17 protein-coding genes and 1 tRNA gene are annotated in these 20136 nt (G+C 71.2%); 9 read left to right on the top strand and 9 right to left on the bottom strand.

Translation table 11 applies throughout. The features are described 5' to 3' along the window. The first annotated feature begins 250 nt into the window (after nt 1-250). Together serS and ACIQVL_RS16315 are read left to right on the top strand one after the other, a co-directional pair. Nucleotides 251-1528 carry a serine--tRNA ligase gene (serS, locus tag ACIQVL_RS16310; protein WP_403475607.1) on the top strand — a complete coding sequence of 426 codons (1278 nt, stop codon included), beginning with the start codon at nt 251-253 and terminating at the stop codon, nt 1526-1528. After that, nucleotides 1525-2322 carry an HAD family hydrolase gene (locus ACIQVL_RS16315; protein WP_403475608.1) on the top strand — a complete coding sequence of 266 codons (798 nt, stop codon included), beginning with the start codon at nt 1525-1527 and terminating at the stop codon, nt 2320-2322. Before serS ends, ACIQVL_RS16315 begins: the two co-directional genes overlap by 4 nt. A gap of 84 nt (nt 2323-2406) precedes the next feature. Here ACIQVL_RS16315 and ACIQVL_RS16320 read toward each other — a convergent pair. From ACIQVL_RS16320 to ACIQVL_RS16345, 6 genes are all read right to left on the bottom strand, one after another. After that, nucleotides 2407-2494: transfer RNA gene (locus ACIQVL_RS16320), tRNA-Ser, on the bottom strand. Between the two features lie 298 nt (nt 2495-2792). Next, complete coding sequence (locus ACIQVL_RS16325) at nt 2793-3011, bottom strand: hypothetical protein (protein WP_403428399.1); 219 nt, start codon at nt 3009-3011, stop codon at nt 2793-2795. Nucleotides 3012-3091: 80 nt separating this feature from the next. After that, complete coding sequence (locus ACIQVL_RS16330; protein ID WP_403428402.1) at nt 3092-3811, bottom strand: ABC transporter permease subunit; 720 nt, start codon at nt 3809-3811, stop codon at nt 3092-3094. 10 nt (nt 3812-3821) lie between these two features. After that, nucleotides 3822-4733 (bottom strand): ABC transporter ATP-binding protein, encoded by a 912-nt coding sequence (locus tag ACIQVL_RS16335; RefSeq protein WP_403428404.1) that lies wholly within the window; start codon nt 4731-4733, stop codon nt 3822-3824. Continuing rightward, nucleotides 4730-5635, bottom strand: a complete 906-nt coding sequence (locus ACIQVL_RS16340; protein ID WP_403428406.1) for an ABC transporter permease subunit — start codon at nt 5633-5635, stop codon at nt 4730-4732. Before ACIQVL_RS16340 ends, ACIQVL_RS16335 begins: the two co-directional genes overlap by 4 nt. Then, a complete protein-coding gene (locus tag ACIQVL_RS16345) occupies nt 5625-6590 on the bottom strand; it encodes an ABC transporter ATP-binding protein (RefSeq protein WP_403429065.1) in 966 nt (321 codons plus the stop codon). Before ACIQVL_RS16345 ends, ACIQVL_RS16340 begins: the two co-directional genes overlap by 11 nt. Before the next feature lie 237 nt (nt 6591-6827). On the opposite strand from ACIQVL_RS16345, the gene ACIQVL_RS16350 reads away from it, so the two are divergent. From ACIQVL_RS16350 to ACIQVL_RS16380, 7 genes are all read left to right on the top strand, one after another. Beyond that, nucleotides 6828-7676: a M24 family metallopeptidase gene (locus ACIQVL_RS16350; protein WP_403428408.1), complete on the top strand. Its 849-nt coding sequence runs from the start codon at nt 6828-6830 to the stop codon at nt 7674-7676. Then, complete coding sequence (locus ACIQVL_RS16355) at nt 7673-9433, top strand: SDR family oxidoreductase (protein WP_403475609.1); 1761 nt, start codon at nt 7673-7675, stop codon at nt 9431-9433. The genes ACIQVL_RS16350 and ACIQVL_RS16355 overlap by 4 nt, the downstream gene beginning before the upstream one ends. Before the next feature lie 220 nt (nt 9434-9653). Beyond that, nucleotides 9654-10601, top strand: a complete 948-nt coding sequence (locus ACIQVL_RS16360) for a MerR family transcriptional regulator (protein ID WP_403475610.1) — start codon at nt 9654-9656, stop codon at nt 10599-10601. A 121-nt stretch (nt 10602-10722) separates the two neighbouring features. After that, nucleotides 10723-11298: an RNA 2'-phosphotransferase gene (locus ACIQVL_RS16365; RefSeq protein ID WP_403428412.1), complete on the top strand. Its 576-nt coding sequence runs from the start codon at nt 10723-10725 to the stop codon at nt 11296-11298. A 19-nt stretch (nt 11299-11317) separates the two neighbouring features. Further along, nucleotides 11318-11788: a hypothetical protein gene (locus ACIQVL_RS16370; RefSeq protein ID WP_403428414.1), complete on the top strand. Its 471-nt coding sequence runs from the start codon at nt 11318-11320 to the stop codon at nt 11786-11788. Nucleotides 11789-11829: 41 nt separating this feature from the next. After that, nucleotides 11830-12732 carry an LLM class flavin-dependent oxidoreductase gene (locus tag ACIQVL_RS16375; protein ID WP_403428416.1) on the top strand — a complete coding sequence of 301 codons (903 nt, stop codon included), beginning with the start codon at nt 11830-11832 and terminating at the stop codon, nt 12730-12732. A gap of 91 nt (nt 12733-12823) precedes the next feature. Beyond that, on the top strand, nt 12824-13711 hold the full coding sequence (locus ACIQVL_RS16380) for an HAD-IIB family hydrolase (protein ID WP_403475611.1): 888 nt from the start codon (nt 12824-12826) through the stop codon (nt 13709-13711). Between the two features lie 19 nt (nt 13712-13730). Here the strand turns inward: ACIQVL_RS16380 and cydD are convergent, their stop codons facing one another. From cydD to ACIQVL_RS16395, 3 genes are read right to left on the bottom strand one after another with little or no spacing between them, the layout of a single operon-like run. After that, nucleotides 13731-17459, bottom strand: a complete 3729-nt coding sequence (gene cydD, locus ACIQVL_RS16385; RefSeq protein WP_403428419.1) for a thiol reductant ABC exporter subunit CydD — start codon at nt 17457-17459, stop codon at nt 13731-13733. A gap of 52 nt (nt 17460-17511) precedes the next feature. Then, nucleotides 17512-18519, bottom strand: coding sequence for a cytochrome d ubiquinol oxidase subunit II (cydB, locus tag ACIQVL_RS16390; RefSeq protein WP_403428421.1), 1008 nt, complete (start codon nt 18517-18519; stop codon nt 17512-17514). Between the two features lie 18 nt (nt 18520-18537). Beyond that, the gene (locus ACIQVL_RS16395) at nt 18538-20046 is read right to left on the bottom strand and encodes a cytochrome ubiquinol oxidase subunit I (protein WP_403428423.1); all 1509 of its coding nucleotides are present in this window, start codon (nt 20044-20046) and stop codon (nt 18538-18540) included. Between the last annotated feature and the right edge of the window lie 90 nt (nt 20047-20136).

Below are 20136 nucleotides of genomic sequence, written 5' to 3' on the forward strand. Positions count from 1 at the left end.
CCTCGTCCACACACCCTGTGGATAACTCTCGGGAGGGCGTGGATTCCTGTGGACAACTGCGCTGCCAAGTCCCGCCCTCCACAAGGGAATCCAGTCAACCGCGGGGCACGGGCTTGCCCCGTCCCGGGGAGTGAGACACTTTTTATTGACACGCTCGGCAATTCCCCCATAACGGAACGTAAGCCGCGATTCGGAACACGTGCCAATAGTGATTCGTGGGGGGCAACCCCGCACCGGTAGCCTTGGCTCCGTGATTGACCTTCGCCTGCTCCGTGAGGACCCCGACCGTGTGCGCGCGTCCCAGCGCGCCCGTGGAGAGGACGTCGCGCTCGTCGACGCCCTCCTCTCTGCCGACGAGCGGCGCAGGTCCTCCGGCGTCCGCTTCGACGAGCTGCGCAACGAACAGAAGCAGCTCGGCAAGCTCATCCCCAAGGCCTCCGCCGACGAGAAGGCCGAGCTGCTGAAGAAGGCCGAGCAGCTCAAGGCCGACGTCAAGACCGCCGACGCCGAGCGCGACGCGGCCGACGCCGAGGCCCATGAGCTGCTGCTCCGGCTCGGCAACCTCGTCCACCCCGACGTACCCGTCGGCGGCGAGGAGGACTTCGTCACCCTGGAGACGCACGGCACGATCCGGGACTTCGGTGCCGAGGGCTTCGAGCCCAAGGACCACCTGGAGCTGGGCCAGCTGCTCGGCGCGATCGACGTCGAGCGCGGCGCCAAGGTCTCCGGCTCCCGCTTCTACTTCCTGACCGGTGTCGGCGCCCTCCTGGAGCTGGCACTCGTCAACGCGGCGATCGCGCAGGCCACCGAGGCCGGCTTCACACCGATGCTGACCCCGGCGCTGGTCCGCCCCCAGTCCATGGCGGGCACCGGCTTCCTCGGCCAGGCGGCCCAGGACGTCTACCACCTCGACAAGGACGACCTCTACCTGGTCGGCACGTCCGAGGTCCCGCTCGCCGCGTACCACATGGACGAGATCATCGAGGCGGAGCGCCTGCCGCTCCGCTACGCCGGTTTCTCGCCCTGCTTCCGCCGCGAGGCCGGTTCGCACGGCAAGGACACCAAGGGCATCTTCCGCGTCCACCAGTTCGACAAGGTGGAGATGTTCTCCTACGTCGCCCCCGAGGACTCGGAGGCGGAGCACCAGCGCCTGCTGGCCTGGGAGAAGCAGTGGCTGACCTCGCTGGAGCTGCCGTTCCGGGTGATCGACGTCGCCACCGGTGACCTCGGCGCCTCGGCCGCCCGCAAGTTCGACTGCGAGGCGTGGATCCCGACGCAGGGCAAGTACCGCGAGCTGACCTCCACCTCGGACTGCACCGAGTTCCAGTCCCGCCGGCTGTCCATCCGGGTCCGCGACGGCAAGCAGGTCAAGCCGCTGGCCACGCTCAACGGCACGCTGTGCGCCGTACCGCGCACCATCGTGGCGATCCTGGAGAACCACCAGCAGGCCGACGGCTCGGTGTACGTGCCCCAGGTGCTGCGCCCGTACCTGGGTGGCCGGGAGGTCCTGGAGCCGGTGTCCCGGTGAGCTTCCCCTACGGGCTGATCGCCACCGACCTCGACGGGACGCTGCTGCGCTCCGACGAGTCGGTCTCCCCGCGCACCCGTGAAGCGCTCGCCGCGGCCACCGCGGCGGGTGCCGCACACATCGTCGTCACCGGCCGCGCGGTCCCCTGGACCCGGCACATCCTCGACGACCTCGGCTACGACGGCCTCGCCGTGTGCGGCCAGGGGGCGCAGGTGTACGACGCCGGAGCGCACCGCCTCCTCACCTCCGTGACGCTGGACCGGCAGCTGGCCGGGGTCGCCCTCGCGAAGATCGAGGCGGAGGTCGGCCCGCTCTACCTGGCGGCGAGCCGTGACGGTCTCGACGGCGACGTGCTGGTGGGCCCGGGATACGCGGTGACGGGTCATCTCCCGTCGGTCCCCTTCACGGACGTCGCCGACCTCTGGTCCGCGCCGCTGAACAAGATCTACATACAGCACCCGCAGCTGTCCGACGACGAACTCGCGGATGCGGCCCGGCAGGCGGCCGGGGGCTTCGTCACCGTGGCCATGGCGGGTGAGGGCATCGTCGAGCTGCTGCCGCTGGGGCTGTCGAAGGCGACGGGGCTCTCGCTGGCTGCGCGCCGGCTGGGGCTCAGGTCCGCCGACACGATCGCCTTCGGCGACATGCCGAACGACATCCCGATGTTCGCCTGGGCGGCTCGGGGGGTGGCCATGGCCAATGCTCATGAAGAGCTGAAGGCGATGGCCGACGAGGTGACGTCCTCCAACGAGGAGGACGGGATCGCGGTGGTCGTGGAGCGTCTGCTGGGCTGAGGCCCGTCTGCTGTCTGCGGGTGTGTGGGGCTGGTCCCCGGCGCACCTGAAGGGGCGCTCCGGCTCAGGCATGTGCAAGGTCTGCGGAGGATGCACGGATCGAACGTGCGCGGGCTTTCCAGGCCCGACCACGGCTTAGCAAGCCGGTGCCTTACCACTCGGCCAATCCTCCGGGTGGGCGGCCCACGCGAGAGCGACGTCGCGTGCTCGAAGCGGCCGCCCCGGGCAGCTACACGGCGATCCGCCGACGGCTGCCCTGACGGGAGCGGGACGTACTGTCGTGCATGGACATCGTCCGGCTCCTCTCCCGGCTCGTGGGTGACACAACCACTGTGCCTGTGAGCCGAGTTGGGTGCCACTGAATTAACGCGAGGTGAGCGCCCCGTCAGGGGCGCCGGGGGTGCCCCCGGCCGAAGGCCGGGGGAGGCACTGTGCGATCAGCCCCCACGCGCCCGCAGCCGGAGAACCACCTACCGGCGCCACCACTTACGGCGGGCCTTGCTGAAGAACCACCCCGCGGGCGCCTCGTCCGACCGCCACGGCTGAGGTTCCGGCGCCTCCGCGCGCCACTTCGCGGCCAGCATCCGCGCTCGCGCGGAAGGCTCCGCCGCCCCCGCCGACCGTATGAACTCCTCGTCAAGGACGACGCCGTCCCAGTCTGCGTCGGCGTCCCGGAAACCCTCGGCCATCCCCGTTCCTCTCCACGGAACATCCCCTTTGGCCCAGTGTGCCCGGACCCGGGTGAAGCCCCCGTCAATAAAGCGGACGTCTACTCCTCGCCCGCCAGCGTCAGCGAGCGCAGCTTCTGGCCGGCGTACCAGGTGGCCAGGACGGTCACCGCGACCAGCAGCACCGTGCCCGTCGTCAGGGACACGTCGGACGTGACCAGGTCGCCGCCGGTCACCTTGTGGGCGACCGCCAGGGACCACTGCTGGACGCTCAGCGTCCGCGCTCCGGGCACCAGGGAGCCGAACAGGGCCTCCCAGACCAGGGCGTAGACGAGCCCGAAGACCACCGCGTGCCGCGACACCGTGCCGAGCAGCAGGAAGAGCGCGGCGTAGGCGATGGAGGCGACCAGCGCGGCGACCGTGTAGGCGACGGCGATCTGCTGCCCGTTGCCGTTGAGGATGAAGCCCGCGATCAGCGTCGGCAGGGCCGAGAACACCATGGTCACGGCGATCGCCACGATCAGCTTGGTGAAGATGATCGTCGGCCGTTTGATCGGCTTGGACAGCAGGTACACCACCGAGCCGTCGTCGATCTCCGGGCCGATCGCGCCCGTGCCCGCGATGACGCCGATGATCGGCACCATGGTGGCGAGCCCGAGGCCGCCGAGCAGGTCGGCGGCCGTCTGGTCGTCGGCGCCCGCGAGGCCGCGGACGACGACGGAGATCGCGATCAGCAGCAGCGGCAGGGCGCCCAGGATGAGGGCCCGACGGCGGCCGAGCAGGGCCCGGTAGGTGAGCCGGGCGACTGTGGGGTCGTACATCTTCGGCCTCCTACGCCGCGACCAGATACGAGAACACGGATTCGAGGGACTCGTCGGACGGCGAGACCGTGAGCAGCCGGATGCCGTGGTCGCGGGCGACCTTGGGCAGCAGGGCGGTGAAGCGGCCGAAGTCGACGGCCTGGATGCGCAGCGCGCCCTCGGCGAGGTCGACCTCGATGCCCGAGGTGGACGGGTCGGCGATCAGGGCGGCCGCGAGGGCGCGGTCGTCGCTGGAGCGGACCAGGTAGCGGTGCGGACGGTCGGTCATCAGGCGGCGGATCTTGCGGAAGTCGCCGCTGGCCGCGTGCCGTCCGGCGACCACGACCTCGATGTGCCAGGCGAGCTGTTCGACCTCTTCGAGGATGTGGGAGGAGAAGAGGACCGTGCGGCCCTCGTCGCCCATCCGCCGCAGCAGTTCCATGAGCTGCATGCGCTGGCGGGGGTCCATGCCGTTGAAGGGCTCGTCGAGCAGGAGCAGCGACGGGTCGTGGACCAGGGCGGACGCCATCTTCACGCGCTGGCGCATGCCCTTGGAGTACGTCTGGATCCTGCGGTCCTGCGCGTACTCCATCTCGACCGTGGCGAGGGCCTTCTGGGCGGCCTTGGCGCCGAGGCCGTGCAATTCGGCGTTGGCGACGACGAATTCGCGGCCGGTGAGGAAGTCGTACATCGCCTCGCGCTCGGGGACGATGCCGATGTGCTTGTAGATGGCCTCGTTGCGCCAGGTGGGCTGCCCGTCGAGGGTGACCGTGCCGGTGGAGGGGGCGAGGAAGCCGCCCATCATGTTGATGAGGGTGGACTTTCCGGCGCCGTTGGGGCCGAGGAGGCCGGTGACGCCGGGGCCGATGGTCATGGTGATGTCGTTGACGGCGACCACGTTGCCGAACCAGCGGGAGACGTGGTCGATGGAGAGCGTGGTCACAGTCCCACCTTCTTGTAGCGGCGCAGCAGAAGGCCGTAGCAGGCGGCGATCAGGCCGAGGACGACGAGCAGGTACACCGCGCCCTGGGCGTGGGAGGGTCCGTCGCCGCCCGGGAAGGTGTTGGTGCCGCCGAGCAGGGCGGTGCTCAGGCCGCCGATCAGGGTGACCGGCGAGAACAGGCCGATCCACGGGATGGCGCCGGTGCTGCCCTGGGAGTCGGCGATGGCCTGGAGGGTGGAGACCGCGCCGTAGGAGATGGTCAGTACGGCGATCACGGCGGCGATGCCGAAGCCGCGTCGCGGGGTGACCGACGCGATGACCAGGCCGATGCCGGCGAAGAGCAGGGAGAGCAGGGCCACCGAGACCAGTCCCTGGCCGAACCCCTCGCTCTGGTGGGCGAAGTCCATCTTGGCGAGCAGGGCGCCCAGGTACAGCACGACCAGCGGGGCGCCGGTCAGGATGAACATCGCGGAGGCCAGGGCCGCGAACTTGGCCTGGACGTAGTCGGCGGTCTCGATGGGCCGCGAGAAGTACAGCGGGATGGTCTTGAAGCGCAGGTCGCGGGAGACCGCCTGGGGGGCCTGCGAGGCGACGTACAGGCTGATGACGGCCTGCATGATGATCGCGTACCGCGTGTAGGTGACCGGCAGGTCGTGCGCCTTGGTGGCGACGGCGACCGCGACCATGATGGCCGCCGGCACGCACATCACCGCGAACAGCAGCATCGGCAGCACCTTGGACTTCACCGAGCGGCCGAGGCCGTAGGAGCCGCGCAGGGTCTGCGAGTAGAGGGAGACGCGGGCGTAGGCGCGGCCCAGGCGCGGGCCGTCGTAGCCGCGGTAGCCGATGTCGTGGATGCGGGACTGGTCACCCGGTCCCGCGATGGGCTGGTCAACCGCCATGGACGGTCGCCTCCTTCCGCTGCTCGTCGTCGCTGGTGAAGACCTCGGAGATGTGGTGCCGGCGCTGCTCCATGCGCACCAGGCCGAGACCGAGGTCGGCGACGACGTCGCGGACCAGGTCGTAGGTCTCCTCGCCCTGGGCGGTGAGCAGCAGGATGTGGCCGGCGCCGGGGAGGCCGCCGCCCTCGGCGTTCGTCTCCACCCCGCGCGCGTGGAGCGCGTCGCGGACCGCGCGGGTGCCGTCGGGGTGCGCGTCGCTGTCGGTGACCTCGATGGCGAGGGTGGTCGTGGACTGCGTGAAGTCGGTGGTGGAGCTGGAGCGCAGCAGTTTGCCGCCGTCGACGACGACCACGTGGTCGCAGGTGCGTTCCAGTTCGCCGAGCAGGTGCGAGGTGACCAGGACCGAGATGCCGAAGTCGGTGTGGATGCGGCGGATCAGGCCGAGCATCTCGTCGCGGCCGACCGGGTCGAGGCCGTTGGTCGGCTCGTCGAGGAAGACCAGCTGCGGGTCGTGCACCAGGGCCTGGGCGAGCTTCACGCGCTGTTTCATGCCGGTGGAGTAGCCGCCGATGGGGCGGTACCGCTCCTCGTAGAGCCCGACGTGGCGCAGGGTGTCGGCGGTGCGCTCGCGGGCGGCGGCGGGCGGCAGGCCGGACATGCGGGCCATGTGCACGACGAACTCGGTGGCCGAGACGTCGGGCGGCAGGCAGTCGTGCTCCGGCATGTAGCCCACGCGCTCGCGGATGGCGGCGCCCTTGGTCGCGACGTCGAGGCCGAGCACTTCGGCGCGGCCCTCGGTCGCGGGGGACAGACCCAGCAGGATCTTGATCAAGGTGGACTTGCCGGCGCCGTTGGCTCCGACGAGTCCGGTCACACCGGGTCCGATGTCCACGGACAGCCGGTCGAGCGCGGTCACCCGGGGGAACCGCTTGCTCAGGCTTTCGGTCGCGATCACAGTCACGCCATAGAAGGTAGTGACCCGCGCCACTGCGGTCGTCAGACCTTGGAGCCGTCTTCACATCACTCTCGAGTATTACGGGGCCCTAGGGGATCCCCTGCCTGAGAGCTACGCAGAGTTATCCACAGGCCTTGCCCAGGCCTATTGACGTCGCCTCTAACAACTGTCACATTCGCCAGTGTCAAGTTACGGGCACGTACCGCAGTCGACGGAGACGGGGACGGGACGGGGCGGATGACGACGGCAGTGGCATCGAAGGAAGAACGCGCCACGGAGCTCCAGGGTTTCCGGCGGGTGCAACGGCTCGCGTACGAGTGCGCGGAGGCGGTGGCGGCCCGGCTGGAGCCGGGGATCACCGAGCGCGAGGCGGCCCGGATGCAGCGCGAGTGGCTGCGCGCGCGGGGTGTGCGGGACTGGTTCCACCTCCCCTTCGCCTGGTTCGGCGACCGCACGGCGTTCACGGACTTCCGCATACCGCTGCAGTTCTTCCCGACCGACCGCCGGCTGGCGCCCGGCATGCCGTTCATCCTGGACCTGGCCCCGGTGTACGAGGGTTGCACGGCCGACATCGGCTACTCGGGATCCCTCGGACCCAACCCCGTGCAGGACCGGCTGATGGCCGACCTGGAGGCGCACCGGGAGCTGATCCTGCGCGAGGTGCGCGAGCGGCGTCCGCTGCGCGAGATCTACGAGGACGTGGACCGCCTGATGGTCCGCCAGGGCTACGCCAACCGGCATCGCGCGTATCCCTTCGGCGTGATCGCCCACAAGGTGGACCGGGTGAAGCAGCGCCGCTGGTCGCCGCATCTCTTCGGGTTCGGCACCCGGTCCCTGCGGGGCCTCGCGGCCGACGCGCTGCACGGCCACCGCGAGGGCTGGTCGCCCCTGTGGTCGCCGTACCGCTTCTCCGACCACCCGCCGCAGCCGGGCCTGTGGGCGGTCGAACCGCACCTCGGCTTCCGCGGTACGGGCGCCAAGTTCGAGGAGATCCTCGTGGTCACCGACTCCCGGGACCCCGAGCAGAGCGCCTTCTGGCTGGACGACGATCTGCCGCACGTGCGGCGCTGGGCGGAGGACAAGTGAGCGGGATCGAAGGCGCGCGCGAGCGCCGGGTGCGTACCGGCGGCGTCGACCTGTGCGTGGCGGAGCTGGGCGACCCGGCGGACCCGACGGTCGTCCTGGTCCACGGCTACCCGGACAGCAAGGAGGTCTGGGCCGCGGTCGCGGCCCGCCTCGCCGAGCGCTTCCACGTCGTCCTGTACGACGTCCGCGGCCACGGCCGCTCCACCGCCCCCGAGCCGCTGCGCGGCGGCTTCACCCTGGCCAAGCTCACGGACGACTTCCTGGCGGTGATCGACGAGGTCAGCCCGGAGCGGCCGGTGCACCTCGTCGGCCACGACTGGGGCTCGGTGCAGTCCTGGGAGTTCGCCACCGTGGGGCGCACGGAGGGCCGTATCGCCTCCTTCACGTCGATGTCCGGGCCGTCCCTGGACCACTTCGGGCACTGGATCAACGCGCGCGTGCTGCGCCCGACCCCCCGCCGGGTGGGCCAGCTCCTCGGCCAGGGCGCCAAGTCCTGGTACGTCTACCTGCTGCACACCCCCGCCCTGCCCGAACTGGCCTGGCGCGGCCCTCTGGGAAAGGCCTGGCCGGGCATCCTGCGACGGGCGGAGAAGCTCCCCGCGGGGGACTACCCCACGTCCTCCCTGCCCTCGGACGCGGCCCACGGCGCCTGGCTGTACCGCGACAACGTACGGGCCCGGCTGCGCCGCCCGCGCGAGGACCCGTACGCGCACGCGCCCGTGCAGCTCATCACGCCCCTCGGCGACGCGTTCCTCTCCGAGCGCCTCTACGACGACCTGGAGCGCTGGGTACCCAGGCTCACCCGCCGCACCCTGCCGGACAGGCACTGGATCCCGCGCACCCGGCCGGACCAGGTGGCGGCCTGGATCGAGGAGTTCGTGAGGTCCGTGGAGGACGGCCCGGGGCCGGAGCCGAAGCCCGCCGACCGCCATGCCCAGCGGTTCGCAGGCCAGTTGGTCCTGGTCACCGGCGCGGGCAGCGGCATCGGGCGGGCCACGGCGTTCGCGTTCGCGGAGGCGGGCGCGCGGGTGGTGGCGGTGGACCGGGACGCGGAGGCGGCGGCCCGCACCGCCGAGCTGTCCCGGCTGGTCGGCGCGGCGAACGCGTGGGCGGAGACGGCCGACGTCTCCGACGAGCAGGCCATGGAGAAGCTCGCGGAGAAGGTCCACCGCGAGTACGGCGTCCTGGACGTGCTGGTCAACAACGCGGGCATCGGCCTGTCCGGCTCCTTCTTCACGACGACGGCGGAGGACTGGCGGCGGGTCCTGGACGTCAACCTCTGGGGCGTGATCCACGGCTGCCGCCTCTTCGGGGCCCGGATGGCGGACCGCGCCCAGGGCGGCCACATCGTGAACGTCGCGTCGGCGGCGGCCTACCAGCCCTCCCGGGCCCTGCCGGCCTACAGCACCTCCAAGGCGGCGGTCCTGATGCTCTCGGAGTGCCTGCGCGCCGAACTGGCCGCCCGGCGCATCGGGGTGACGGCGATCTGCCCCGGTTTCATCAACACCAACATCACCTCGACCGCCCGCTTCACCGGGGTCGACGAGGAGGAACAGCGCCGCCGGCAGAAGCGCTCGGCCAAGCTGTACGGGATGCGCAACTACCCGCCGGAGAAGGTTGCTTCGGCGATCCTGGAGGCGGTGGAACACAACCGTGCGGTGGTGCCGGTGACACCGGAGGCGCGGGGGATGCGGGTGCTTTCGCGGGTGGCGCCGGGGGTGCTGAGGCGGCTCGCGCGCGTGGAGCCGAAGTTGTAGGGGGCCGTCGTCCAACTGCGGGCCGGTGGGGGTTGCTCGCGCAGTTCCTCCCCCAGCCTTCGGCCGGGGGTGCCCCCAGCGCCCCTTACGGGGCCGCTCAGCTGCGGGCACCCCGCGCGAGCGAAGCCGAGCGTGGGGGAGGCACCCGGCCGGCGCCGCCAAGCGTCCCCACCCCCGGCCCCCACCCACCCACCCACCCGCACCAGCCAAGGAACCCCACATGACCGACCCCCCGGCCACCCCCGCCCACCGCATCGAGGACCTCGCCCGCCTCTCCCGCACCACCGTCCGGACCATCCGCGCCTACCAGGACAAGGGCCTCCTCCCCCGCCCCGAACGCCAGGGCCGCGCCAACCTCTACTCGGACGTCCACCTCACCCGCCTCCACCAGATCGCCGACCTCCTCTCCCGCGGCTACACCCTCGCCTCCATCAAGGAGTTGCTCGACGCCTGGGACACCGGCCGCGGCCTGGCCGGCGTGCTCGGGCTCGTCACCGAGGCCGAGGGCCCCTGGACCGACGAGGAGCCGGTGCGCCTGACCCGCGCCGACCTGGACGCCCGCTTCGGCGGCACTCCCGACGACGCGGCCGTGGCCGAGGCGGTGGCACTGGGCGTGCTGGAACCGGTGGCCGACGGCTCCGGCTCCTTCCTCGTCCCGAGCCCCCAGGAGCTCGCCGTGGCCGCCGAGTTGTACGGGGCCGGTGTCCCGCTCTCCGCGATCTCCGAGCACCTGCGGGAGTTGAGACTCCAGGTCGAGCACATAGCCGCCCGTTTCCTGGAGTTCACCACCGAGCACGTCTTCGCCCGCTACCTCGACGACCCCGACCACCGCACCGACGCAGGCGCGGCCGAGGCGGCCTCGCTCGTACGGCGCCTGCGCCCCCTGGCCCGGCAGACGGTGGACGCCGAACTGGCCCGTGCCATGCGCCTGTTCGCGACCCGCGAGGTACGCCGCCGGCTCGGTGCGGGGGAACAGCCGAAAACCCCGGACGAGACGCGTCCGGTATCCCTCCCCGCCGGGACGATTCAGGCCGTGCGACGTCTCGTTGGCCCGGACCGCATCGCGGAGTTCATCGCACTGGCGGCCGAACGCGAGGTCGGGGCACGGCAGTTGGACGCCCTCACCACAGATCACAACCCTGTTAACGATCTTGACGAAACACCGTGAACTGCCCAGCACTTGTCCACAACTCGGCCAATTTCCTTGTGGATAACCGCACTTGGTTGTGGATCAAACCTGCGGCGAAAAATATCTGCGTGATCCCCGTCTCGCCCGGCACGCTGAGGACATGAACGCGAGACACAACGAAGGAACACCGGACGAGCGACGCACCGTGAAGGTGTCGAAATACCTCTCGAAACACCTGCGCCACCAGCCCGAACGCATCGGGCTCAGCCTGGACGAGGCCGGCTGGGTGGAGATCGACACGCTGCTCGCGGCGGCAGCGGCGCACGGTTTCCCGGTCAGCCGTGCGGAACTCGACCACGTCGTCGCCGCCAACGACAAGCAGCGGTTCGCGATCGAGGGCACCCGGATCCGCGCCAGCCAGGGCCACAGCATCGACGTCGACCTCGGACTGCCCCCGGCGACCCCGCCGCCCTACCTCTACCACGGCACCGTCGCACGGAACCTGGACGCGATCCGGAGCGCGGGCCTCAAGCCCATGAACAGGCACGACGTGCATCTGTCGGCGGACCGGGAGACCGCGACCCGGGTCGGTGCCCGGCGCGGAGTCCCGGTCGTGCTGTCGGTCGACGCGGCCGCGATGCACCGGGACGGCCACGTCTTCCACGTCAGCGCGAACGGCGTGTGGCTGACGCGGGCGGTACCGCCGCGTTACCTGCACTTCCCCCGTCCCCACTGACCCCGGCATGATGAGTGGTATGGACCACTCCGAACGCCGGGAACACGGGCACCTTCCGAGCACCGAGGCGGCCGTCAGCGCGCTGCACGCGCTCGCCGCCGAGTACGGACGCGGGATCGAGGTCACGCACGACATCGGCGCCGACCAGACCTCACGGCGCAGCGCGGCGGGCTTCGGGGTCACCACCGACCCGGACGGTTCGCTGCCGCACGAGGCGTACGCCGAGTTCGGTGGCCTGCCCCGGGTGAGCGTGCGGCTCTTCCCGGAGGGCGACGCGCGGATCACCGTCGAGGGCGTGGACTTCCACGACGTCCCGCGCGACGACGTGCCCGCCTTCCTGCACTCCGTCTTCGGCGACCTGGCCCACGTCCGGGGCCGCCGTTTCCCGCCCACGGCCGCGCTGGTCGTACCGCTGCCCGGAGACCGCACGTACCGGGAGCAGCTGGCCGCGTACCTGCTCACACCGTGGCTGAGCAGCCGCATACGGTGAGCGTTTCGGCCGTTCCGGCGGGTCCCCTTAGTCTCGGACGCATGAGTCTGCGTCTGAGCACCGTGATCCTCCCGTACCGCCGCTGGAGCGAGGGCGGTGCCGCCGCCTGGACGCGGGCCGAGGAACTCGGTTTCCACACCGCCTACACCTACGACCACCTGTCCTGGCGCAGCTTCCGGGACGGCCCGTGGTTCGGGGCGGTCCCGACGCTGACCGCCGCCGCGTCCATCACCGACCGAGTGCGCCTCGGCACCCTCGTCACCTCACCGAACTTCCGGCATCCGGTGCCCCTCGCCAAGGAGCTGATCTCCCTCGACGACATCTCCGGCGGCCGCGTCACCCTCGGCATCGGCGCGGGCGGCAACGGCTTCGACGCCACCGCGCTGGGCCAGGAGCCGTGGACCCCGCGCGAGCGCGCCGACCGGTTCGCCGAGTTCGTGCCGCTCCTCGACCGGCTGCTCACCGAGGACTCGGTGACGTACGAGGGCGAGTTCTACTCGGCCCACGAGGCACGCGGCATCCCGGGCTGTGTGCAGCGGCCCCGGCTGCCCTTCGCGGTCGCGGCCACCGGCCCGCGCGGACTGAAGCTGGCCGCGCGGCACGGCCAGGCGTGGGTGACCACCGGCGACCCGAAGCTGTACGAGAACGGCACGCCCGAGCAGTCGGTCGAGGCGCTCCGCGGTCAGCTCGGAAAGCTCGGCGAGGCCTGCGCGGCGATCGGCCGGGACGTGGCGGAGCTGGACAAGATCCTGCTCACCGGGTTCACCCCGGACCGCGGCCGGCCGCTGGAGTCCCTGGACGCCTTCGTGGACTTCGCCGGCCGCCACCAGGAGCTGGGCTTCAGCGAGCTGGTGATCCACTGGCCCATCCCCGACTCGGACTTCGCGGCCGACCAGAAGGTCTTCGAGCAGATCGCCATGGAGGCCCCGGCCCAGCTCGGCTGAGTCCCGCCCAGCAAGGCCGGGGCACGACCGGGGACGCTTCGGAGTCGTCTGTGTCTCATCTGTGCGCCCGGCCGCACGGCCGTGCGGGCATATGCGCGAGAATGGCGCGGTGACCTCAGCGACCCGACAGTCCGAGCCCCCTGCCTTCGCGACCCCGCCCCGGCTGATCGCCACCGATCTCGACGGCACCCTGCTGCGCGACGACAAGTCGGTCTCCCCGAGGACGGTCGCCGTGCTGGCCGCCGCCGAGGAGGCGGGGATCGAGGTCTTCTTCGTCACCGGCCGCCCGGCCCGCTGGATGGACGTCGTCAGCGACCACGTCCACGGCCACGGCCTGGCGATCTGCGGCAACGGGGCGGCCGTGGTCGACCTGCACGGCCGCCCCGGCGCCCACCGCTTCGTGAAGGTGCGCGACCTGGCCAGGGAGAACGCGCTGGACGCGGTACGGCTGCTGCGCGAGGCCGCGCCCGGCACCGTGTACGCGATCGAGCAGACGTACGGCTTCCACCAGGAGCCGGCCTATCCCAAGCTGCACCTGGAGATACCGGACCACCTGCTCGCCGCCGAGGAGATCCTCGCGGCCGACGGTCCGAGCGCCGGCGAACCCGTGCTGAAGATCCTCGCCTACCACCCCGACCTCGACCCCGACGCCTTCCTCACACTCGCCCGCCTCGCCGTCGGCGACCGCGCGACCGTCACCCGGTCCAGCCCCAGCGCCCTGCTGGAGATCAGCGGCCCCGGCGTCTCCAAGGCCAGCACGCTCGCCCTGGAGTGCGCCGAGCGCGGCATCTCGCGCGAGGAGGTCGTGGCCTTCGGGGACATGCCCAATGACGTCGAGATGCTGACCTGGGCCGGCCGGTCGTACGCCATGGGCAACGCCCACCCCGCCGCGGTCGCCGCCGCCTCCGGGCGCACGGTCGCCAACAACGAGGACGGGGTGGCCGTCGTGATCGAGCAGCTGCTGGCGGCGCGCGCCTGAGACCGCCCGCCGCGCCGGGCTACCGCGCTCCCACCAGAGAGTCCGCCGCCGCCTCCCGCTCCGCCATGTCGCGCAGCGGTCCGGCCACGGCGGCCAGCTCCGCATGGCTCCCGCGCTGCACCACCCGGCCCGCGTCGAGGACGACCACCTCGTCCACGGCCGCCAGGCCCGCCAGCCGGTGCGTGATGAGCAGGGTCGTACGGCCCTCGGTGGCGGCCAGCAGGTCCGCGGTGAGCGCGTCCGCGGTGGGCAGGTCGAGATGCTCGGCGGGCTCGTCCAGCACGAGCACCGGGAAGTCGGCGAGCAGCGCCCTCGCGAGTGCCAGCCGCTGCCGCTGCCCGCCGGACAGCCGTGCCCCATGCTCGCCGACCAGGGTGTCGAGCCCGTCGGGCAGCCCGTCCACCCAGTCGAGCAGGCGGGCCCGGCCCAGCGCGTCCCGCAGGTCCCCCTCGGTGGCGTCCTTCCGGGCGAGCAGCAGGTTTTCGCGCACCGAACTGTCGAAGAGGTGCGCGTCCTGGGCGCACAGCCCGACGAGCCGCCGTACGTCGTCACTGTCCATGCCGTACGCGTCCACGCCGGCGAGCGTGTAGGAGCCCGCGTCCGGGTCGAGGAACCGCAGCAGGACCTGGGCGAGGGTCGACTTGCCGGCGCCGGAGGCACCGACCACGGCGACCCTGCGCCCCTCGTGCAGGGTGAGGTCGAGCCCGCCGAGGGCGTCCCGCGGCTGCCCCGGGTACCGGGCCGTCAGGCCCTTCAGCACGACGGGGAAGGGTAGGGCGGGCGCCTGACGCGGCCGCTCCGGCTCCCGCACCGGCTCGGGCGCGTCCAGCACCTCGTAGATGCGCTCGGCGCTCCTGCGCACCCGCTGCCGGTGCCGCACGGCCAGCGGCAGCCCGAGTACGGCCTCGAAGGCGGCCAGCGGAGTGAGCACGACGACCGCCATCGCCACGCCGCCCAGCCGGCCGTCGGCGACCCCCTGGGCGCCCAGCAGCGCCGCGGCCGCTACGGTCAGGCCGGTCAGCAGCGCGGTCAGCCCGTCGCCGAGCGCGGTCGCCGTGGCCCCTCGCGAGGCGATCCGGGTGAGCGTGCGGTCGGCCCACCGGGCTTCGCCGGTGCGGGCCGGCAGCGCGCCGGCGACGGTCAGTTCGGCGGTGCCGGTGAGCAGGTCGGTCACCCGGGTGGCGAGCAGCCCGCGGGCGGGCGCCAACCGGTGCTCGGCGCGCCGGGCCACGGCCGAGGTCACCAGCGGAACGCCGGCACCGGCCGCCAGCAGCCCCACCGCGAGCGCGGCCCCGGCCTCGGGCAGGAGCCAGGCCGTGAAGCCCACGGCCCCGGCGGACACCGCCACCGCGGCCCCGACCGGAAGCAGCCACCGCAGCCAGTAGTCCTGCAGGGTGTCCACGTCGGCGACCAGCCGGCTGAGCAGATCGCCCCGCCTGGTCGTCCGCAGCCCGGCAGGCGCGAGCCGCTCCAGCCGCCGGTACACGGCGACCCGCGTGTCGGCCAGCATCCGCAGCACGGCGTCGTGCGACACCAGCCGCTCGCCGTACCGGAACACGGCCCGCCCGATCCCGAAGGCTCGCGTGGCCGTCACGGCGACCATCAGATACAGCACCGGCGGCTGCTGCGAGGCCCGCGAGATCAGCCACCCGGAGGTCGCCATCAGCCCGACGGCGCTGCCGAGCGCCAGCGCCCCCAGCAGAAGCGCGAGCAGCAACCGCCCCCGCCGGGCCCCGGATGCGGCACGCACCCGCCCGAGAACACTCCGGCGCCGCACAGCCACCGAGTCCGCGGCGCCGCCTACCGCCTGCACGACCACCCCCGACGGCTCACCCTCCAACTCCCCGAACCGATCGGCGACCTCACCTTCCAACTCCCCGAACCGATCCGCGCCCCCGCCTTCCAACTCCCCGAACCGATCCGCGCCCCCGCCTTCCAACTCCCCGAACCGATCCGCGACTTCGCCCTCCAACTCCCCGAGCCGCCCCACAACCCCGCTGGCCGACCCACCGAGCCCCTCCGCGACCTCGCCTTCCAACTGACCGAGTCGGGTGGTGGGTGGGCAAAGGTTCTGGGGGTCCAGCGGGCGGAGCCCCCTGGGAGCCTCGCCGCCGGAGAGCCGCACCACCCGGTCCGCCGCCGACAGCAGCGCCGGCCGGTGCACCACCAGCAACACGGTGCGCCCCGCGGAGAGCCGCCGTACCGCCGCCACGACCTCCCCCTCGGTCGCTCCGTCCAGCGCAGCCGTCGGCTCATCCAGCAACAGCACGGGCCGGTCGGCCAGAAACGCCCGCGCCAGCGCCAGCCGCTGCCGCTGCCCCGCGGACAGACCGGCCCCGTCCTCGCCGAGAACCGTCTGCGCCCCCTCCGGCAGCGCGTCCACGAACTCCAGCGCCCCGGCGTCCCGCAACGCCGCCCGGACGGCGTCGTCGTCCGCGTCGGGACGCGCGAGCCGTACGTTCTCGGCGATCGTCCCGGCGTACAGATGCGGCCGCTGCGGCACCCACGCGATCCGCGACCGCCACTCCGCCAGGTCGACGCCGGCGAGATCGGCGTCCCCGATCCGCACCCGCCCCTGCGCGGGCCGCACGAACCCCAACAGGACGTTGAGCAGCGTCGACTTGCCCACACCGCTCGGGCCGACCAGCGCGACGGTCTCCCCGGGTTCGACCGTGAACGACACGTCGGTCACCGCGTCCGCCGAGCGCCCCGGGTAGCGGACCGTCACCCCCTCGAAGGCCAGGACCGCGGCGGAGGGCACCGCACCCGTCCCGGACGCCGGCACCGGCGTCTCCAGCACTGCGAAGATCTCCTCCGCGGCCGCCAGCCCCTCCGCCGCCGCATGGAACTGGGCCCCCACCTGCCGCAACGGCAGATACGCCTCGGGCGCCAGCACCAGGATGACCAGCCCGATGTACAGGTCCATGTCGCCGTGGACGAGCCGCATTCCGATGGTCACGGCGACGAGCGCCACCGACAGCGTGGCGAGCAGTTCCAGCGCGAACGAGGAGAGGAACGCGATCCGCAGCGTCCGCATGGTCGCCTGCCGGTACTCGCCGGTGATCCGGCGGATGGACTCGGCCTGCGCCTTGGCCCGGCCGAACACCTTCAGCGTGGGCAGCCCGGCCACCACGTCCAGGAAGTGACCGGAGAGCCGTGACAGCAGCCGCCACTGACGCTCCGTCCGGGACTGGGTGGCCCAGCCGATCAGCACCATGAAGAGCGGGATCAGCGGCAGGGTTCCGACGATGATCGCCGCGGAGACCCAGTCCTCGGTGACGACCCTGGCCAGCACCGCGACCGGGACGACCACCGCCAGCCCCAGCTGCGGCAGGTAGCGCGAGAAGTAGTCGTCGAGGGCGTCGACCCCGCGCGTGGCGAGGGTGACCAGCGAACCGGTCCGCTGACCGCTCAGCCAGCCGGGACCGAGCGCCACCGCCCGGTCGAGGAGCCGGCCGCGCAGCTCGGACTTGACCGCCGCGCTGGCCCGGTGCGCGGCGAGTTCGGTGAGCCAGGAGACCAGCGCCCGGCCGACGGCCACGGCGACCAACAGCAGCAGCGGGGTGCGGAGTTCGGAGACGGAGTGACCGCGTTGGAAGGCGCCGACCACCACGTCGGCGATCAGCATCGCCTGGGCGATGACCAGCCCGGCACCGACGGCACCGAGGCCGACGACGGCCACCAGAAAGAGGCGGGTGGCGCGGGCGTAACGCAGCAGACGGGGATCGATTGGTTTCACGTGAAACATGCCCTTCGGCCCGGAGAGGGGTGTTTCACGTGAAACACCCCTCTCCTCGGACTCAGTGCGCGGCTTCGGTCGCGATGTGCTGCGTACCGATCCGCTTGCGGAACACCCAGTAGGTCCAGCCCTGGTAGAGCAGGACGAGCGGCGTGGCGATCGCCGCGAGCCACGTCATGATCTTCAGGGTGTACGGACTCGACGAGGCGTTGGTGACCGTGAGACTCCAGTCCCCGTTGAGCGACGACGGCATGACGTTCGGGAAGAGCGACAGGAAGAGCATCGCCACCGCGGCCACGATGGTCACGCCGGACAGGGCGAACGCCCATCCTTCGCGGCCCCGCAGATTGGCCCCGAGAGCGGCCACCAGCGCGGCGACCGCCACGATCAGCGCCACCAGGCTCTTGCCGTCACCGCTGTCGGCCTGGGTCCACAGCAGGAAGGCCAGCGCCACTGCGGCAGCGAGGACACCGACCTTGGTGGCCAGCTTCCGCGCCCGGACCCGGATGTCGCCCACCGTCTTGAGCGCGGTGAACACCGAGCCGTGGAAGGTGAACAGGGTCAGCGTCACCAGCCCGCCGAGCAGGGCGTACGGGTTGAACAGGTCCCAGACGGTGCCGACGTACTCGAAGTTCCGGTCGATCTTCACGCCATGCGCGATGTTCCCGAAGGCCACGCCCCACAGGAACGCCGGGATCAGCGAGGTCCAGAAGATCGCGGTCTCCCAGTTGCGCTGCCAGTTCTCCTCGGGCCGCTTGGCCCGGTACTCGAAGGCGACGCCCCGGACGATCAGGCAGACCAGGATGACCAGCAGGGGCAGGTAGAAGCCGGAGAAGAGCGTGGCGTACCACTCGGGGAAGGCGGCGAAGGTGGCGCCGCCCGCGGTGAGCAGCCACACCTCGTTGCCGTCCCAGACCGGGCCGATCGTGTTGATCAGCACCCGCTTCTCCAGGCGGTCCCGGGCGAGCAGTTTGGTGAGGATGCCGACCCCGAAGTCGAAGCCCTCCAGGAAGAAGTAGCCGGTCCACAGGACGGCGATCAGGACGAACCAGACGTCGTGAAGTTCCATGACTGCGTCTCCCTCGGCCTAGTACGAGAAGGCCATCGGCTTGTCGGCGTCACGGGTCTCGCCGCCGATCTTCGTGGGCGGGTTGAGATCGTCCTCGGTGAGCTCGGGCGGGCCTGCCTTCACGTACTTCACGAGCAGCTTGACCTCGACGACGGCGAGGACGGCGTAGAGCGCGGTGAAGGTGATCATCGAGATGAGGATCTCGGTCTGGGAGACACCGGGGGAGACCGCGTCGCGGGTCTGCAGGACGCCGTAGACGACCCAGGGCTGGCGGCCCATCTCGGTGAAGATCCAGCCCCAGGAGTTGGCTATCAGCGGGAAGCCCAGCGTCCATATCGCCACCAGCCAGTACAGCCGGCCGAGCTTGGGGCTGAGCGCCTTGTTCCTGAAGAGGACCAGGTTCGGCACCTCGTCCTCACCGACGCGCAGGTGCTGCGGCAGCATGAACTTCTTGCGGGTCAGCCAGAGTCCGGCGAGGCCGATGGCGAAGGACGCCATGCCGAAGCCGATCATCCAGCGGAACGCCCAGAAGGTGACCGGGATGATGGGCCGGTAGTCGCCGGCGCCGAACTTCTGCTGCTCGGCCTTGTTGGTGTCGTTGATGCCGGGGACGTACGAGTTGAAGCTGTCGTCGGCCAGGAAGGACAGCAGTCCGGGGACGGACAGCTCGACGGAGTTGTGGCCCTTGCTGACGTCGCCGTAGGCGAAGATCGAGAAGGGCGCCGGCTTCTGGCCGTCCCACAGGGCCTCGGCGGCGGCCATCTTCATCGGCTGCTGCTTGAACATGACCTTGCCGAGGGTGTCACCGCTGATCGCGGTGAGCATGCCGGCGATGACCACGGTGACCAGGCCGAGCCGCAGCGAGGTCTTCATCACGGTGATGTGCTTCTTGCGGAACAGGTGGAAGGCGGCGATGCCGACCATGAACGCGCCACCGGTCAGGAAGGACGCGGACAGCGTGTGGAAGGCCTGGGCCAGCGCGGTGTTCTGGGTGAGGACGGCCCAGAAGTCGGTGAGTTCGGCCCGCCCCTTCGCCTTGTCGATCTTGTAGCCGACGGGGTGCTGCATCCACGAGTTGGCCGCGAGGATGAAGTACGCGGACAGGATCGTGCCGATGGAGACCATCCATATGCAGGCCAGGTGGATCCTCTTCGGCAGCTTGTCCCAGCCGAAGATCCACAGCCCGATGAAGGTGGACTCGAAGAAGAAGGCGATCAGCGCCTCGAAGGCGAGCGGGGCACCGAAGATGTCGCCGACGAACCGGGAGTAGTCGGACCAGTTCATGCCGAACTGGAACTCCTGCACGATTCCGGTGACCACACCCATCGCGATGTTGATCAGGAAGAGCTTGCCCCAGAACTTGGTCGCCCTGAGGTACTTCTCCTTCTCCGTGCGCACCCAGGCGGTCTGCAGGCCGGCCGTGAGCGCGGCCAGCGAGATCGTCAGCGGGACGAAGAGGAAGTGGTAGACGGTGGTGATGCCGAACTGCCAGCGCGCCAGTGTCTCCGGCGCCAGAGCCAGGTACACGTCGTCAGTCTCCTTACGTCGCCGTGGTACAGCGGCATATGCCCCCTTTGCCGCGTACATCACGGAACAAACGGGACGCGCTTGTGAATG

The organism is Streptomyces sp. NPDC090499 (assembly GCF_044769305.1).
Classification (GTDB): Bacteria; Actinomycetota; Actinomycetes; order Streptomycetales; family Streptomycetaceae; genus Streptomyces.

Coding starts and splice junctions, on each gene's coding strand:
- ACIQVL_RS16375 (WP_403428416.1), top strand. CDS start 11,830: ATGAGTCTGCGTCTGAGCACCGTGATCCTCCCGTACCGCCGCTGGAGC.
- ACIQVL_RS16370 (WP_403428414.1), top strand. CDS start 11,318: ATGGACCACTCCGAACGCCGGGAACACGGGCACCTTCCGAGCACCGAG.
- ACIQVL_RS16360 (WP_403475610.1), top strand. CDS start 9,654: ATGACCGACCCCCCGGCCACCCCCGCCCACCGCATCGAGGACCTCGCC.
- ACIQVL_RS16365 (WP_403428412.1), top strand. CDS start 10,723: ATGAACGCGAGACACAACGAAGGAACACCGGACGAGCGACGCACCGTG.
- cydD (WP_403428419.1), bottom strand. CDS start 17,459: ATGTTTCACGTGAAACCAATCGATCCCCGTCTGCTGCGTTACGCCCGC.
- ACIQVL_RS16350 (WP_403428408.1), top strand. CDS start 6,828: ATGACGACGGCAGTGGCATCGAAGGAAGAACGCGCCACGGAGCTCCAG.
- ACIQVL_RS16325 (WP_403428399.1), bottom strand. CDS start 3,011: ATGGCCGAGGGTTTCCGGGACGCCGACGCAGACTGGGACGGCGTCGTC.
- ACIQVL_RS16380 (WP_403475611.1), top strand. CDS start 12,824: ATGCGCGAGAATGGCGCGGTGACCTCAGCGACCCGACAGTCCGAGCCC.
- ACIQVL_RS16340 (WP_403428406.1), bottom strand. CDS start 5,635: ATGGCGGTTGACCAGCCCATCGCGGGACCGGGTGACCAGTCCCGCATC.
- cydB (WP_403428421.1), bottom strand. CDS start 18,519: ATGGAACTTCACGACGTCTGGTTCGTCCTGATCGCCGTCCTGTGGACC.
- ACIQVL_RS16330 (WP_403428402.1), bottom strand. CDS start 3,811: ATGTACGACCCCACAGTCGCCCGGCTCACCTACCGGGCCCTGCTCGGC.